The organism is Pseudomonas sp. UFMG81, assembly GCF_015354575.1.
Lineage (GTDB): Bacteria > Pseudomonadota > Gammaproteobacteria > Pseudomonadales > Pseudomonadaceae > Aquipseudomonas.
In genome coordinates, this window is the sequence record NZ_JACAFQ010000008.1 from 201,724 (window position 1) to 217,513 (window position 15,790).

13 protein-coding genes are annotated in these 15,790 nt (G+C 64.1%); 9 read left to right on the forward strand and 4 right to left on the reverse strand.

From position 1 onward, the window contains the following. The 4 genes from IX761_RS08925 (at position 1) to lpxC (ending at position 4,429) form a co-directional block, all read left to right on the forward strand. Positions 1-870: a cell division protein FtsQ/DivIB gene (locus tag IX761_RS08925; RefSeq protein ID WP_194789224.1), complete on the forward strand. Its 870-nt coding sequence runs from the start codon at positions 1-3 to the stop codon at positions 868-870. A gap of 14 nt (positions 871-884) precedes the next feature. Next, positions 885-2,153, forward strand: coding sequence for a cell division protein FtsA (ftsA, locus tag IX761_RS08930; protein WP_194789225.1), 1,269 nt, complete (start codon positions 885-887; stop codon positions 2,151-2,153). A 55-nt stretch (positions 2,154-2,208) separates the two neighbouring features. Beyond that, the gene (gene ftsZ / locus IX761_RS08935) at positions 2,209-3,405 is read left to right on the forward strand and encodes a cell division protein FtsZ (protein WP_027917991.1); all 1,197 of its coding nucleotides are present in this window, start codon (positions 2,209-2,211) and stop codon (positions 3,403-3,405) included. 112 nt (positions 3,406-3,517) lie between these two features. Continuing rightward, positions 3,518-4,429, forward strand: coding sequence for a UDP-3-O-acyl-N-acetylglucosamine deacetylase (lpxC, locus tag IX761_RS08940; RefSeq protein WP_194789226.1), 912 nt, complete (start codon positions 3,518-3,520; stop codon positions 4,427-4,429). 338 nt (positions 4,430-4,767) lie between these two features. Here the strand turns inward: lpxC and IX761_RS08945 are convergent, their stop codons facing one another. Continuing rightward, positions 4,768-5,223 (reverse strand): DUF721 domain-containing protein, encoded by a 456-nt coding sequence (locus tag IX761_RS08945; RefSeq protein ID WP_194789227.1) that lies wholly within the window; start codon positions 5,221-5,223, stop codon positions 4,768-4,770. 362 nt (positions 5,224-5,585) lie between these two features. Between IX761_RS08945 and secA the strand changes: the two genes are divergently transcribed. The 4 genes from secA (at position 5,586) to IX761_RS08965 (ending at position 11,429) form a co-directional block, all read left to right on the forward strand. Beyond that, a complete protein-coding gene (gene secA / locus IX761_RS08950; protein WP_194789228.1) occupies positions 5,586-8,321 on the forward strand; it encodes a preprotein translocase subunit SecA in 2,736 nt (911 codons plus the stop codon). A 162-nt stretch (positions 8,322-8,483) separates the two neighbouring features. Next, a complete protein-coding gene (gene argJ, locus IX761_RS08955) occupies positions 8,484-9,701 on the forward strand; it encodes a bifunctional glutamate N-acetyltransferase/amino-acid acetyltransferase ArgJ (protein WP_194789229.1) in 1,218 nt (405 codons plus the stop codon). 154 nt (positions 9,702-9,855) lie between these two features. Continuing rightward, positions 9,856-10,488 (forward strand): glutathione S-transferase family protein, encoded by a 633-nt coding sequence (locus IX761_RS08960; RefSeq protein ID WP_194789230.1) that lies wholly within the window; start codon positions 9,856-9,858, stop codon positions 10,486-10,488. Then, positions 10,485-11,429, forward strand: a complete 945-nt coding sequence (locus IX761_RS08965; RefSeq protein WP_194789231.1) for a Nudix family hydrolase — start codon at positions 10,485-10,487, stop codon at positions 11,427-11,429. Before IX761_RS08960 ends, IX761_RS08965 begins: the two co-directional genes overlap by 4 nt. A 123-nt stretch (positions 11,430-11,552) precedes the next feature. Here IX761_RS08965 and IX761_RS08970 read toward each other — a convergent pair whose 3' ends face one another. The 3 genes from IX761_RS08970 to IX761_RS08980 are packed head-to-tail and all read right to left on the reverse strand — an operon-like array spanning position 11,553 to position 15,106. Beyond that, positions 11,553-12,119 (reverse strand): cob(I)yrinic acid a,c-diamide adenosyltransferase, encoded by a 567-nt coding sequence (locus tag IX761_RS08970; protein ID WP_194789232.1) that lies wholly within the window; start codon positions 12,117-12,119, stop codon positions 11,553-11,555. A 1-nt stretch (position 12,120) separates the two neighbouring features. Continuing rightward, positions 12,121-14,151 (reverse strand): ATP-binding protein, encoded by a 2,031-nt coding sequence (locus IX761_RS08975; protein ID WP_194789233.1) that lies wholly within the window; start codon positions 14,149-14,151, stop codon positions 12,121-12,123. Between the two features lie 37 nt (positions 14,152-14,188). After that, positions 14,189-15,106 (reverse strand): putative 2-dehydropantoate 2-reductase, encoded by a 918-nt coding sequence (locus tag IX761_RS08980; protein ID WP_194789234.1) that lies wholly within the window; start codon positions 15,104-15,106, stop codon positions 14,189-14,191. A gap of 102 nt (positions 15,107-15,208) precedes the next feature. Here IX761_RS08980 and IX761_RS08985 point away from each other — a divergent pair, with 102 nt between their 5' ends. Beyond that, a complete protein-coding gene (locus tag IX761_RS08985; protein ID WP_194789235.1) occupies positions 15,209-15,694 on the forward strand; it encodes a YajQ family cyclic di-GMP-binding protein in 486 nt (161 codons plus the stop codon). Positions 15,695-15,790: the final 96 nt, after the last annotated feature.

Sequence of the window (15,790 nt, forward strand, 5' to 3'; positions counted from 1 at the left end):
ATGCAAGGCGCGATGATACGTCAGCAGCAACCCGTCCCCGGCCGTAGCAAGCCGGTGCCGCGCGGTGCCAGCCGACTGGTGGCCGACGAGCCCGTATCGGCGCGCCTGCCACGGCCGAACTTCGGCGGCCTCAAGCGCCTGCTGTGGCCGGTGCTGCTGGTGGCCGCAGGCTTTGGCGCCTATGAAGGCGCCATCCGCCTGATGCCCTATGCCGACCGCCCGATCACCAAGATCGCCGTGCAGGGCGACCTCAGCTACATCAGCCAGCAGGCGGTGCAGCAGCGGATCGCGCCCTATGTGGCGGCGAGCTTCTTCACCGTCGACCTGGCGGCGATGCGTGTGGAGCTGGAGCAGATGCCCTGGATCGCCCACGCCGAAGTGCGCAGGGTGTGGCCGGACGAGGTGGTGATCCACCTGGAAGAACAGTTGCCGGTGGCGCGCTGGGGTGACGAGGCCTTGCTCAACAACCAGGGCCAGGCCTTCACCCCGCGCGAGCTGGCCAACTACGAGCACCTGCCGCAGCTGTTCGGGCCGCAGCGCGCTCAGCAACAAGTCATGCAGCAGTATCAGGTACTGAGCCAGATGCTGCGCCCCATGGGCTTTTCCATCGCTCGCCTGGAGCTGCGCGAGCGAGGCAGCTGGTTCCTGACCACCGGTGCCGGTAGCACCGGGCAGGGGATCGAGCTGCTGCTGGGGCGCGACCACCTGGTGGAGAAGATGCGCCGTTTCATTGCCATTTACGACAAATCGCTTAAAGACCAGATCACCAATATCGCCCGCATCGATCTGCGTTACGCCAACGGATTAGCCGTCGGCTGGCGGGAACCGAATGCACCGACAGCGGCCCAACCCGCCGTTGCGAAGAATTAGAGAGAGGCAGGACCATGGCAAACGCGCATAGCGGCAAAATGATCGTCGGGCTGGACATCGGCACCTCCAAGGTGGTGGCGCTGGTGGGTGAAGTCGGCGAGGACGGCACCCTGGAGATCGTCGGCATCGGCACTCACCCATCGCGTGGCCTGAAGAAGGGCGTGGTGGTGAACATCGAATCGACCGTGCAGTCGATCCAGCGCGCTGTGGAAGAGGCCCAGCTGATGGCCGGCTGCCGCATCCACTCGGCGTTCGTCGGCGTGGCCGGCAATCACATCCGCAGCCTGAACTCCCACGGCATCGTCGCCATTCGCGACCGTGAAGTGAGCGTGGCCGACCTCGAGCGCGTGCTCGACGCCGCCCAGGCGGTGGCGATCCCGGCCGACCAGCGCGTGCTGCACACCCTGCCGCAGGACTACGTGATCGACAACCAGGAAGGCGTGCGCGAGCCACTGGGCATGTCGGGCGTGCGCCTGGAGGCCAAAGTGCACGTGGTCACCTGCGCGGTCAACGCCGCCCAGAACATCGAGAAGTGCGTGCGCCGCTGCGGCCTGGAAATCGACGACATCATCCTCGAGCAGTTGGCCTCGGCCTACTCGGTGCTGACCGACGACGAGAAAGAGCTGGGCGTGTGCCTGGTGGACATCGGTGGCGGCACCACCGACATCGCCATCTTCACCGAAGGCGCGATCCGCCACACCGCGGTGATTCCGATCGCCGGCGACCAGGTCACCAACGACATCGCCATGGCCCTGCGCACCCCCACGCAGTACGCCGAGGAAATCAAGATCCGCTACGCCTGCGCCCTGGCCAAGCTGGCCGGTGCCGGCGAAACCATCAAGGTGCCGAGCGTCGGCGACCGCCCGCCGCGCGAACTGTCGCGCCAGGCCCTGGCCGAAGTGGTCGAGCCGCGCTACGACGAGCTGTTCACCCTGATCCAGGCCGAACTGCGCCGCAGCGGCTACGAAGACCTGGTGCCGGCCGGCATCGTCCTCACCGGCGGCACCGCGAAGATGGAAGGCGCCGTGGAACTGGCCGAGGAAATCTTCCACATGCCGGTACGCCTGGGCGTGCCGCACAGCGTTCGAGGCCTGAGCGACGTGGTGCGTAACCCGATCTATTCCACCGGTGTGGGCCTGCTCACCTACGGGCTGCAAAAGCAGTCCGAGGACTTGTCCCTGACCGGTATCAGCAACAGCAACAGCAGCAACAACAGCTATGGCGATGAACCCAAGGGGCCAGTGCTTGAACGACTCAAGCGTTGGGTCCAGAGCAACTTCTGAGTTTCAAAGCAGTAGTGGTAGGCGCAACAACTAGAGAACTGTAAGGAGAGGGAAAATGTTCGAGCTCGTAGACAACGTCCCGCAAAGTCCGGTCATCAAGGTGATCGGCGTCGGCGGTGGCGGCGGCAACGCCGTCAACCACATGGTCAAGAGCAGCATCGAAGGCGTCGAGTTCATCTGCGCCAACACCGATGCCCAGGCGCTGAAAAACATCGGCGCGCGCACCATCCTGCAATTGGGTACTGGCGTAACCAAGGGCCTGGGTGCTGGTGCCAATCCGGAAGTCGGCCGCCAGGCCGCGCTGGAAGACCGTGAACGCATCGCCGAAGTGCTGCAAGGCACCAACATGGTGTTCATCACTACCGGCATGGGCGGTGGTACCGGTACCGGTGCCGCGCCGATCATCGCCGAAGTGGCGAAAGAGATGGGCATCCTCACCGTCGCGGTGGTGACCCGTCCGTTCCCGTTCGAGGGCCGCAAGCGCATGCAGATCGCCGATGAAGGCATCCGCATGCTGGCCGAGAGCGTCGACTCGCTGATCACCATCCCCAACGAGAAGCTGCTGACCATCCTGGGCAAGGATGCAAGCCTGCTGTCCGCCTTCGCCAAGGCCGACGACGTGCTGGCCGGCGCCGTGCGCGGCATCTCCGACATCATCAAGCGTCCGGGCATGATCAACGTCGACTTCGCCGACGTGCGCACCGTGATGGGCGAGATGGGCATGGCGATGATGGGTACCGGTTGCGCCAGCGGTCCGAACCGCGCGCGTGAAGCCACCGAGGCGGCGATCCGCAACCCGCTGCTCGAAGACGTCAACCTGCAGGGCGCCCGCGGCATCCTGGTGAACATCACCGCCGGTCCTGACCTGTCGCTGGGTGAGTACTCCGACGTGGGTAGCATCATCGAGGCCTTCGCCTCCGACCATGCGATGGTCAAGGTGGGCACCGTGATCGATCCGGACATGCGCGACGAGCTGCACGTCACCGTGGTCGCCACCGGCCTGGGCGCGCGCATCGAGAAGCCGGTCAAGGTGGTCGACAACACCCTGCAGACCGCCCAGCAGGTGTACGAGTCGTCCAACCCGGCCCCGGTTCGCCAGGAACAGCCAGCGGTAAACTACCGTGACCTGGAGCGTCCGACCGTGATGCGCAACCAGGCGCATGCAGGTGCTGCGGCAGCCGCTAAACTCAACCCTCAGGATGATCTGGACTACCTGGATATCCCGGCGTTCCTGCGTCGTCAGGCCGATTAATGGAATTTATCAGGGGTATAAGGGTGATTGGTGTTCAGCAAAGGCCGGGTCTGTTATCATCCCCAGCCTTTGTTGATACCTGTTCGCAATTTGCGCTGAAGCGGCCAATGCCATGATTAGACAACGCACCCTGAAGAATACCATCCGTGCCACAGGCGTCGGCCTGCACTCCGGGGAGAAGGTCTACCTGACCCTCAAGCCTGCGCCTGTCGACACCGGCATCGTCTTCCGTCGCGCCGACCTCGACCCTGTGGTCGAAATACCGGCGCGCGCGGCCAATGTTGGCGAGACCACCATGTCCACCACGCTGGTCAACGGTGACGTCAAGGTCGACACGGTCGAGCACCTGCTCTCCGCCATGGCGGGCCTGGGCATCGATAACGCCTACGTCGAGCTCTCCGCCTCGGAAGTGCCGATCATGGATGGCAGCGCCGGTCCCTTCGTATTCCTGATTCAATCCGCCGGCCTGGAAGAACAGGACGCCGCGAAGAAGTTCATCCGCATCCTGCGCGAAGTCACGGTGGAGGAGGGCGACAAGCGCGCCACCTTCCTGCCTTTCGACGGGTTCAAGGTGAGCTTCGAGATCGACTTCGATCACCCCGTTTTGCGTAACCGTACGCAAAGTGCCAGCGTGGACTTCTCCAGCACCTCGTTCGTGAAGGAAGTCAGCCGCGCGCGTACCTTCGGTTTCATGCGTGATATCGAGTACCTGCGCAAGCACAACCTCGCGCTCGGTGGCAGTGTCGAGAACGCCATCGTGGTGGATGAGGACGGCGTGCTCAACGAAGACGGCCTTCGTTATGAAGACGAATTCGTCAAGCACAAGATCCTCGATGCCATCGGCGACCTCTATCTGCTGGGCAACAGCCTGATCGGCGAGTTCAAGGGCTACAAGTCCGGACACGCGCTGAACAACCAGCTGCTGCGCAAGCTGATTGCAGAAACCGACGCCTGGGAAGTGGTCACCTTCGAAGATGCCAGCACGGCACCGATCTCGTACATGCGCCCTGTTGCGGCCGTGTAAGTTCGAACACTCTCTAGTTGTTGATCAAGGCCACCTTCGGGTGGCCTTTTTTATGCCTGCCGCAAAGCCTGCGTGATCCCTGTGGGAGCGGCTTCAGCCGGTGCCATTTACCGCGTCGCCTGCTTCGCGGCTGAAGCCGCTTCCACATCTTGCGCGATCTCTGTAGGAGCGGCCTTGTGTCGCGAAAGGGCCGCAAAGCGGCCCCAGCGATCTTGAGGTGTACTTGAGATCCTGGGGCGCTGCGCACCCCTTTCGCGGCACAAGGCCGCTCCTACAGAAAACCTGCGCAAGACAGTTGCTCCCACAGGGATTGCGGTGTCTGCAAGACTTTTACAGGGTCAGGGCTTGTTCTGCCCGTGGGCCGCCAACCGCTCCAGCGCCGCACGCAGCTTCGGGTCGCTGATGCCTTCGGCCGAGCCGCGAATGCTTTCGGCGGCATTTCCAGACAGTTCCGGCCCGTGCCCTTCACGCTTGCTCGGCACCAGGGGCGGTTGCACCTTGAACAGGATGCGCGTCAGGTTGGCGAAGGCCTCCATCACCTGGAGTTGGCGCTGCAAGCGCTTCTGCTGGTAGCGCAGGCGCGTTGCCCAATGGCCATCGGTCACCACCAGCAACAAGGTACCTTCCTTCCACGACGCCACATGGCAATGTTCGCGCGCGGCCGGTTGCAGCTGGCTTTCCAGCAGGCGTTGCAGGTGCTCCAGGCGTTCGGCCTGGTTGAGCAACAGGCGCAGCGGGCGCGCCTTGCGCAGCAAGTCGGCGGGGGGGCGGGCAAGGGTGGGTTTGTAGGCCATGGAGTTACGCAAAGGGTTGCAAGATTGGCAGTCTAACAGTTGCGGCTTCATCGCGGGGCAAGGCTGCTCCCACGCGTGAATGTGGGGGCGGGCTTGCCCCGCGATGGCGATCGATCAGGCAGTGACTGCCTGTTATTGATGCAAGTCATTCTCGATACGTTTCATCTTTCGCCACCTTGAACTTGGCAAAAAAGCCCCTATGTTAGTCAGGCCCCCTAAAAGCGCTGTGCCAGCATCGTGGAAATCCACCACTTTCCTCACCATCGTTTCCGGGTAGAATGCTCGTTCGCATGCGGCCTCAGGGCTGCACGGGCGACTCATGGGGCCGCCCTCCATCCCTACGTGTGGAAGATCCTGCCGATATGTTTGCGCCTTTGTTAAAAAAACTTTTTGGAAGCAAGAACGAGCGCGAAATCAAACGCCTGCTCAAGACGGTGGGTACCGTCAATGCCTTCGAAGAGAAGATGGTGGCCCTCTCCGACGAGCAGCTGCGGGGCAAGACCGCAGAGTTCAAAGAGCGCCTGGCCAAAGGCGAAACCCTCGACCAGCTGTTGCCAGAAGCCTTCGCCGTGGCCCGTGAGGCCGGCAAGCGCGTGATGGGCATGCGTCACTTCGACGTGCAGCTGATCGGCGGCATGACCCTTCACGAGGGCATGATCGCAGAAATGCGCACCGGTGAAGGCAAGACCTTGGTCGGTACCCTGGCCGTGTATCTCAACGCGCTGTCCGGCAAGGGCGTGCACGTGGTCACGGTCAACGACTACCTGGCCCGCCGTGACGCCAACTGGATGCGCCCGCTGTACGAATTCCTCGGCCTGACCGTGGGTATCGTCTCGGCATTCCAGCCGCCGGAAGAAAAACGCGCCGCCTACGCCGCCGACATCACCTACGGCACCAACAACGAATTCGGTTTCGACTACCTGCGCGACAACATGGCGTTCAGCCAGGACGAGAAGTTCCAGCGTGAGCTGAACTTCGCCGTGATCGACGAAGTCGACTCGATCCTCATCGACGAAGCGCGCACCCCACTGATCATCTCCGGCCAGGCCGAGGACAGCTCCAAGCTGTACATCGAGATCAACCGCCTGATCCCGCGCCTGACGCAACACATCGAGGAAGTCGAAGGCCAAGTGACGCAAGAAGGTCACTACAGCATCGACGAGAAGAGCCGCCAGGTCGAACTGAACGAGGCCGGCCACCAGTTCATCGAGGACATGCTCACCCAGTCCGGCCTGCTGGCCGAGGGCGAGAGCCTGTACTCCGCGCACAACCTGAGCCTGCTGACGCACGTCTACGCCGGCCTGCGTGCGCACAAGCTGTTCCACCGCAACGTCGAGTACATCGTCCAGGAAGGCCAGATCCTCCTGATCGACGAGCACACCGGCCGCACCATGCCGGGCCGTCGCCTGTCCGAAGGCCTGCACCAGGCGATCGAGGCGAAGGAAAACCTGAACATCCAGGCCGAAAGCCAGACCCTGGCTTCGACCACCTTCCAGAACTACTTCCGCCTCTATACAAAACTGTCCGGCATGACCGGTACCGCCGACACCGAGGCGTTCGAGTTCGCCCAGATCTACAGCCTCAACGTGATGGTCATCCCACCGAACAAGCCGTTGGCCCGTAAGGACTTCAACGACCTGGTGTACCTGACCGCTGACGAGAAGTACGTCGCGATTATCGCCGACATCAAGGAAAGCATGGCCCAGGGCCGTCCTGTTCTGGTCGGCACCGCGACCATCGAAACCTCCGAGCACATGTCCAACCTGCTCAAGAAGGAAGGTATCGATCACAAGGTCCTGAACGCCAAGTACCACGAGAAAGAAGCCGAGATCATCGCGCAAGCGGGTGCGCCAGGTGCGCTGACCATCGCCACCAACATGGCCGGCCGTGGTACCGACATCCTGCTGGGTGGCAACTGGGAGGCCGAAGTTGCAGCGCTGGACAACCCGAGCGCCGAGCAGATCGCCAAGATCAAGGCCGACTGGCAGAAGCGTCACCAGCAGGTGCTCGAAGCGGGCGGCCTGCACGTGATCGCCTCCGAGCGTCACGAATCGCGCCGTATCGACAACCAGCTGCGTGGCCGTGCCGGCCGTCAGGGCGACGCCGGTTCCAGCCGCTTCTACCTGTCGCTGGAAGACAGCCTGATGCGCATCTTCGCCTCCGACCGGGTGAAGAACTTCATGAAGGCACTGGGCATGCAGTCCGGCGAAGCCATCGAGCACCGTATGGTCACCAACGCCATCGAAAAAGCCCAGCGCAAGGTCGAAGGCCGCAACTTCGACATTCGTAAGCAGCTGCTCGAATACGACGACGTGGCCAACGAACAGCGCAAGGTGATCTACCACATGCGCAACAGCCTGCTGGCCGCCGAGAACATCGGCGACACCATCGGCGAGTTCCGCCAGGAAGTGCTCGATGCCACCATCAGCCAGCACATCCCGCCGCAGTCGCTGCCCGAGCAGTGGGATGTGGCCGGCCTGGAAGCCTCGCTGGCCAGCGACTTCGCCATCAAGCTGCCGATCCAGCAGTGGCTGGACGAGGACGATCACCTCTACGAAGAGACTCTTCGCGAGAAGCTGATCACCGAGATCACCACGGCTTACAACGAGAAAGAAGACCAGGCCGGCGAAGACGCCCTGCGCACCTTCGAGAAGCAGATCCTGCTGCGTGTGCTGGACGACCTGTGGAAAGACCACCTGTCGACCATGGACCACCTGCGCCACGGCATCCACCTGCGCGGCTATGCGCAGAAGAACCCGAAGCAGGAGTACAAGCGCGAGTCGTTCACCCTGTTCCAGGAGCTGCTGGAGTCGATCAAGCGCGACACCATCCGCGTGCTGTCGCATGTTCAGGTGCGCCGCGAAGACCCGGCCGAGGAAGAGGCCCGTCTGCGCCGCGAAGCCGAAGAGCTGGCCAGCCGCATGCAGTTCCAGCATGCCGCAGCCCCTGGCCTGGACGCCGAGCAGCTGGCTGAGGAAGGTGCCGAAGTCGCCGTTGCCTCGGCACCGGTGCGCAACGACCTGAAGCTGGGCCGCAACGAGCCGTGCTGGTGCGGTTCGGGCAAGAAATTCAAGCACTGCCATGGTCAGATCGAGTGATTTGACCTCACCCCTGGCTTGAGATCCTGGGGCTGCCTTGCAGCCCATCGCGACACAAGGCCGCTCCTACAGGGATAGCAACACCCCTGTAGGAGCGGCCTTGTGTCGCGAAAGGGGCGCGAAGCGCCCCCCAATCCCCGCATATTTTCTAGGAGCGCTCTAATGGCTGTTGGTCTTGGTCCTTTGCCCACCCTGCACCCGGTTCCCGGTTTCGAACTCGGCATCGCCTCGGCGGGCATCAAGCGCCCCGGGCGCAAGGATGTGGTGGTGATGCGTTGTGCCGAAGGCTCCAGCGTCGCCGGCGTGTTCACCCTGAACGCCTTCTGCGCAGCGCCGGTCATTCTCAGCAAACAGCGTGTGCAGGGCACCGTGCGCTACCTGCTGACCAACACCGGCAATGCCAACGCCGGCACTGGCGCCCCAGGCCTGGCCGCCGCTGAGCGCACCTGCGCCAAGCTGGCTGAGCTGGCGGGTGTACCTGCCGAGTCGGTGCTGCCGTTCTCCACTGGGGTGATCGGTGAGCCACTGCCGGTCGAGAAGATCGAAGGCGCCCTGCAGGCCGCACTGGACAACCTGTCCGAGAACCACTGGGCCGAAGCCGCCACCGGCATCATGACCACCGACACCCTGCCCAAGGGTGCCAGCCGCCAGTTCCAGTTCGACGGCAAGACCATCACCGTCACCGGCATCAGCAAGGGTGCGGGCATGATCCGCCCGAACATGGCCACCATGCTCGGCTACATCGCCACCGACGCCAAGGTCGCCCCTGCGGTACTCAAGGACCTGATGCTCGACGGCGCCAACAAGTCGTTCAATCGCATCACCATCGATGGCGACACCTCGACCAACGACTGCTGCATGCTGATCGCCACCGGCAAGGCCGACGTGCCTGAGGTGACCGAGGCCCGCGGCGAACTGTTCGAAGCGCTGAAGCAGGCGGTGTTCGAGGTGTGCATGGAAGTGGCCCAGGCCATCGTCCGCGACGGTGAAGGTGCCACCAAGTTCGTCACCGTGCAGGTCAACGGCGGCGGCAACCACCAGGAATGCCTGGACGTCGGCTACGCCGTGGCCCACTCGCCGCTGATCAAGACCGCGCTGTTCGCCTCCGACCCGAACTGGGGCCGTATCCTGGCCGCTGTTGGCCGCGCCGGCGTGCCAGAGCTGGACGTCAGCCTGATCGACGTGTACCTGGACAGCGTGTGCATCGCAAGCCAAGGCGGGCGCAGCCCGAGCTACACCGAGGAGCAGGGCTCCAAGGTGATGGCCCAGGAAGAGATCACCATCCGTATCGAGTTGGGCCGCGGCCAGTGCAGCGAAACCATCTGGACCACCGACCTGTCCCACGAGTACGTGAAGATCAACGCCGAATACCGCACTTGATGCATTGATCCAAAGGCCCCTTCGCGGGCAAGCCCGCTCCCACAGGTCATGCGTGGCCTGGGAGCGATGCGATCCCTGTGGGAGCGGGCTTGCCCGCGAATGGCTGCGCAGCAGCCACCGGGCTGTGCAATTACCCATTCAATGGAGCCGCCCCATGAGCTATCACCTGATCATCGGCGACAAGCTGTATTCCTCCTGGTCGCTACGCGGCGCCCTGGCCCTCGAGCTGGCAGGCGTCCCCTACGAAGAAACCCTGATCAAACTCGACCAGCCCGACACCCGCCAACGCATCCTCGCGTTCTCGGCCACCGGCAAGGTACCGTTGCTCAAGACCGAGCATGGGGTGATCGCCGACTCCCTGGCCATCGCCGAGTACCTCAACGAACAGCACCCGCAAGCCAAGCTGTGGCCTGAAGACGTTGCTGCCCGTGCCCAGGCCCGTTCGGCGTGCGCGCAGATGCACAGCGGCTTTTTCGCCCTGCGTGGTGCCATGCCGTTCGACCTGTCCCGCGACGCCGCGCTGGAAAGCGTGCCGCTGGACGTGCAGGTCGATATCGACCGCATCGTCGCGCTGTGGTCTGAATGCCGCCTGGTGGCGAAGGACACCGGCCCGTTCCTGTTCGGCCGCCCAACCCTGGTCGACGCCTTCTTCGCCCCGGTGGCGGTGCGCCTGCGTACCTACCGGGTCGAGGTGCCGGCCGAAGCCGCCGCCTACATCGAGACCCTCTACCAGTGGCCAGCCTTCCAGGCCTGGCAGCAGGCAGGCCTGGCGGAGCGTGCAGCGTGAAACGGATTCATGTAGTAGCGGCAGTCATTCGCGGCACCGACGGGCGCATTCTCATTGCCCGGCGCGCCGACACCCAGCACCAGGGCGGCCTGTGGGAGTTCCCCGGCGGCAAGGTGGAGGAGGGCGAGGGCGTCGAGGCGGCGCTGGCCCGTGAACTGCGCGAAGAGCTGGGGATCGACGTCGACGCTTCGCGCCCGCTGATCAAGGTCAGCCACGATTACCCGGACAAACAGGTGTTGCTGGATGTCCGTGAAGTCACCGCTTTCAGCGGCGAGCCCCACGGTGCCGAAGGCCAGCCGTTGGCCTGGGTGGCACCACGGGACCTGGGCCAGTACGAATTCCCTGAGGCCAACAAACCCATCGTCGCGGCGGCGCGCTTGCCGGATCAGTACCTGATCACCCCGGACGGGCTGGAGGTGCCGCAGTTGCTCAAGGGCATCCAGAAGGCGGTCGCCAGTGGGATCAAGCTGATCCAGCTGCGGGCGCCGGACATGTACGACCCCAAGTACCGCGATGTGGCGGTGGACGCGGTCGGGCTGTGCGCGGGCAAGGCGCAGTTGATGCTCAAGGGGCCGCTGGAGTGGCTGGGCGACTTCCCGTCGGCCGGCTGGCACCTGACGGCGGCGCAGTTGCGCAAGTACGCGGCCAAAGGCCGACCATTCCCGAGCAATCGCTGGCTGGCGGCGTCATGCCACAGTGCTGAAGAGCTGGCGCTGGCAGAGCAGATGGGTGTCGACTTCGTCACCTTGTCGCCGGTGCAGGCGACCCAGACCCATCCGGATGCTACGCCGCTGGGGTGGGACGAGGCACAGCGCTTGATCGCCGGGATCAGCCACCCGGTGTTCCTGCTGGGGGGCGTCGGGCCGGGTGAGCGTGAGCAGGCCTGGGACGTTGGCGCTCAAGGCGTTGCCGGGATCAGGGCGTTCTGGCCTGAGGCCTGAGTCGTTTCTGATAGGGACCGCCTTGCGGTCCTTTCGCCGGCAAGCCGGCTCCCACGAAATTGCCGCCGTCACCTGTGGGAGCCGGCTTGCCGGCGAAAGGGCTGCGCAGCGGCCCCGGCGATTTCAGCCCAGCGGCTTGTCGGCAGGCTGCCACAACACTTCGGGCACCCCCTGCCGCCGCCCGATGATCCTTGCCGCGACGAACAGCAGGTCGGAAAGCCGGTTGATATACGCCAACCCCACCCCCTCCAACGGCTCCACCGCGTTCAACTGCTGACACCGCCGTTCCGCCGCCCGCGCCGCGCTGCGGCACACATGGGCTTGCGCTACCAGCATCGAGCCCCCGGGCAGGATGAAATTCTTCAGCGGCCCCAATTCGTCGTTCCAGCGGTCGATGCCCGCCTCCAGGCGTTCCACTTCAACGGTGTTCAATGCCTGGTAACTGGGCATCGCCAGCTCGCCACCCAGGTCGAACAAGCGGTGCTGGCACGGCGCCAACACCTCGACCAGCTCTTCCAGGCCGGCCTCGGCCAGCCCTGCCAGCAACACACCGAGATGGCTGTTGAGGCTGTCCACCTCACCGATTGCCTCGATGCGTGGATGGTCCTTGGGCACCCGGCGGCCGTCGCCGAGCCCGGTTTCGCCCTTGTCACCGGTGCGGGTGTAGATCTTCGACAGGCGATAGCCCATGTCATGCCTCCGTGTTGGCCGTCACCGGGCTGGCCGGCTGGGCGAGGGGCAGGCGCAGGGTGAAGCAGGTGCCCTGGCCGGGCGTGGACTGCACTTCCATCTGCCCCTTGTGGTTGTTGGTGATGATGAAGTACGAGACCGAGAGCCCGAGCCCGGTGCCCTGGCCGATCTCCTTGGTGGTGAAGAACGGCTCGAAAGTGCGTTTGCGCACCGTCTCGGGCATGCCCACGCCGTTGTCCTCGACCTGGATTTCCGCCCACGGTGGGTTGAGCCGGGTGCGCAGGGTGATGCGGCCAGGCTCGCTGGGTTGCGGGCGCTGGTGGATGGCCTGGGCGGCGTTCTTCAGCAGGTTGAGCAGCACCTGTTCCAGTTCGTTGGCGGTGCAGGGCACCGGCCCCAGCTCGGGGTCGAACTGCCGGACAATAGCTTGGCCCTTGAAGTCGAAGCCGATGGCCAGGTCGAAGTCGTTGCCGGCGATCTCCACCGCCTGGTCGATCAGTGCCGGCAGGTCGCAGGGCGCCAGCTGGCGGTTGCTGCGGCGGCTGAAACTGAGCATGTGGGTGACGATCTTCGCCGCCCGCGCGCCGGCCTGCTGGATGCCATCGAGCAACTGCGGCACTTCGCGGCTTTCCAGGTAGCGGTTGACCGCCGGCAGGTCCAGGCCCAGTTCGGTGGCTTGCTCCTGATTGCGCGGCAGCTCCGGTGACAAGCGCCGGCGGATGTTCTGCACGTTGTGCAGGATCGCCCCCAGCGGGTTGTTGATTTCATGGGCCATGCCCGCAGCCAGGCCGCCGACCGAGAGCATCTTTTCCGACTGCACCATCATCTCCTCCAGCGACAGGCGCTGGGTGATGTCGTCGATACGGATCACCACACCGCGGCCGCCGCCACCGGTCAGTGGGTAGAAGGTCAGGGCGTAGTGGCGCAGGTCGTCGCCCTTGGGCCAGGTGACGCGCTCGATCTTCGCCACCCGGTGCTTCTCGACACTCTCCTTGAGCTGCGGCAGGAACGGCTTGAGCGGTTCGAAGGCGAGGAAGATCGGTTGGTTCAGCGCTTCGTCCAGCGGCGTGCCGGAAAGCACCGTGGCCTCGTGGTTCCACTGGGTGACGTAGAGCTGTTCATCCAGCGCGATCAGTGCCGAGGGCATGGAGTCGATGATGCTGTTGAGGTAGTTCTGGAAACCCGTGAGTTTTTTCTCGATCTTGCTGCGCACCTGGACTTCCAGCTCCAGCTTGCGGTTGGTGTGGCGGGTTTCTTCGGCCAGGCCCTGGGCTTGGTCATAGGCCTGCTGGAACTCGTCGCGGGCGCCTTTGAGTTGCTGTTCGCGGGCTTCGATACGCGACAGCATGGTGTTGAATGCCTCGGCCAGGCTGCCAATCTCGTCATCGTTGCCGCGCTGGGCGCGCAGGGCATAGCTCTCCTCGCGGGTAACCTGGCGCGATAGTTCTTCGAGGTTGTTGATCGGCAGGGTGATCAGCCGCTTGATCTGCCGGGCGATGACCAGCCACAGCAGGATGCTGAACACCAGGATCGCCAGGCTGGCGGTCAGGGTGCCGGTGTAGAACGCGGTGGGCAGCTCGCTGCTGGCCACCAGCAGCAAGTGAGCGGGCGGGCTGGCGTTGCGCGGCAGGCGAATCAGCTGGGTGCTGCGAAACTCCATCAGGCGCCAGCCGTCGATGTTGCGATAACGCTTGGGCAGGGCCAGCGCGTCGCCATGCTGTAGCTGGGCGAGCATCTGCCCGTCGCCGCCATAGATGGCTGCGGCGCGCAGGGGGGTGTAGTTGCCGAGCTCCTTGAGCAGTGCGCTGGCGGTTTCCGGCGAGTCGCCGGCGCGGGCCGACAGTTGCGGGTTGGCGACCAGCTTGCCGATGGTCTGCAACGCCTGGGGCGCCATGCTTTCCTGGGTGATCCAGTAGGCGGCGCTGATGAACGCCAGGTTGGCCACCAGCAGGATGGTCACCAGCAGCACCAGTAAGGCCGCCAGCAGTTTTTGCCCGACCGGGAGGTTTTCCAGGCGTTGGCGCAGGGTCATGGGTCAGTAGGTGTCCATATCCGATGGGTGGTCAGTGTCATTCGCTGCGCAGGCCACGGGCCTGAAGGTTATCGACCAGGCGTCGGTGCAGGCGTTCCAGGTGCGGTACCTCGGCACCGTGGCGGGCCGCGGTGCGGCAGGCATGGCCGAGCAGGTAGTGCACCTCGGTGCGCCGGCCGTGGCGAACATCCTGGTACATCGAAGAGTAGTTGGCTGCGGTGGCGACGATGACCCGTTGCACTTCCTCATGCAGGTCCTGGGCGGCCTCGGGCTGGCCACAGCGCTGCAACAGGATGGCGAGTTCGTCGCACAGCTGGTCGACTTCGGCGAGGTGCCCGAGCAGACCCCCGTTCTGGCAGTCGTGCAGGACGGTCAGTGGGTTGATCGCGCAGTTGAGGGCCAGTTTGCGCCATAGCCGCGTGGTGATATCCGCTGTCCATTGGGTGGGAATGCCTGCATCGTGCAGGTCGTCGAACCATAGCGGCGGGCTGGGGTTGGCCGGGTCGCCCAGCCAGTTGAAACCATGCCCGGCGAAGCGCACCTGCCAGTCGGCTTCGCGGAACGCGCCCTCGGTGCTGGAGGCGAAGATGCAGCGGGCATGAGGCACCTGTTCGGCGACTTCATCCTGGCTACCCAGGCCGTTTTGCAGCAGCACCAGTTCGGCACCCTTGGCCAGTCGAGGTGCCAGGCGCGCGACGGCTGGCGCTGCGTCGTAGGCCTTGCAGGCCACCAGCAAGCGATGGATCGGCGTGGGCGCGGCGAAGGTCTCGGCGGGGATCGCGTAATGGCGGGGCCCGTCATGCTCGACCAGGGTCAGCCCGCCACCGCGTCGGTAGTCGGCCAGGCGCTGCTCGTCGCGCAGGATCAGCTGTAGCGGTTTGCCGGCCCTTGCCAGGCGGCAGGCCCAGAGGCTGCCGAGGCTACCGGCGCCGAGAATATGCCAGGTGCTGCTCATCTGCGTTTCGCAACCCGTTATAATGAGCCCGCATTTTAACCTTCCAACGCTGACGCGCTCCATCTTCAAGCTGAGCGCGCTTTTATTTTATGGAGAACAACCATGCCTTCGTTCGACGTGGTATCGGAACTGGACAAGCACGAAGTCACCAACGCCGTGGACAACGCGGTGAAGGAACTGGACCGCCGTTATGACCTCAAGGGCAAGGGCAGCTTCGAGTTCAAGGACAAGGAGCAGACCGTACTGCTGACCGCCGAGGCCGAGTTCCAGCTTGAGGCCATGATCGAAATCCTGCGCCTGGCGCTGGTCAAGCGCAAGATCGACGTCAAGTGCCTGGAAGTGAAGGATGCCTACCCGTCCGGCAAGGAAGTGAAGCAAGAGGCCAAGTTCCGCGAAGGCATCGATAAAGAGCTGGCGAAGAAGATCGTCGCTCACATCAAGGACGCCAAGCTCAAGGTCCAGGCCGCCATCCAGGGCGAGCAGGTACGGGTCACCGGCAAGAAGCGCGACGACCTGCAAGAGGCGATCGCGGCGCTGCGCGCCAAGGAATTCGACATGCCGCTGCAGTTCAACAACTTCCGCGACTGACCGGGGGAGGGCAGGAACCTTGATGGCGTATTGATGTCCATGGGTTCCTGCGGTCGCTGAATGCTGTGCGGCCTGCTTCACTGTTTTTTGCCGCTT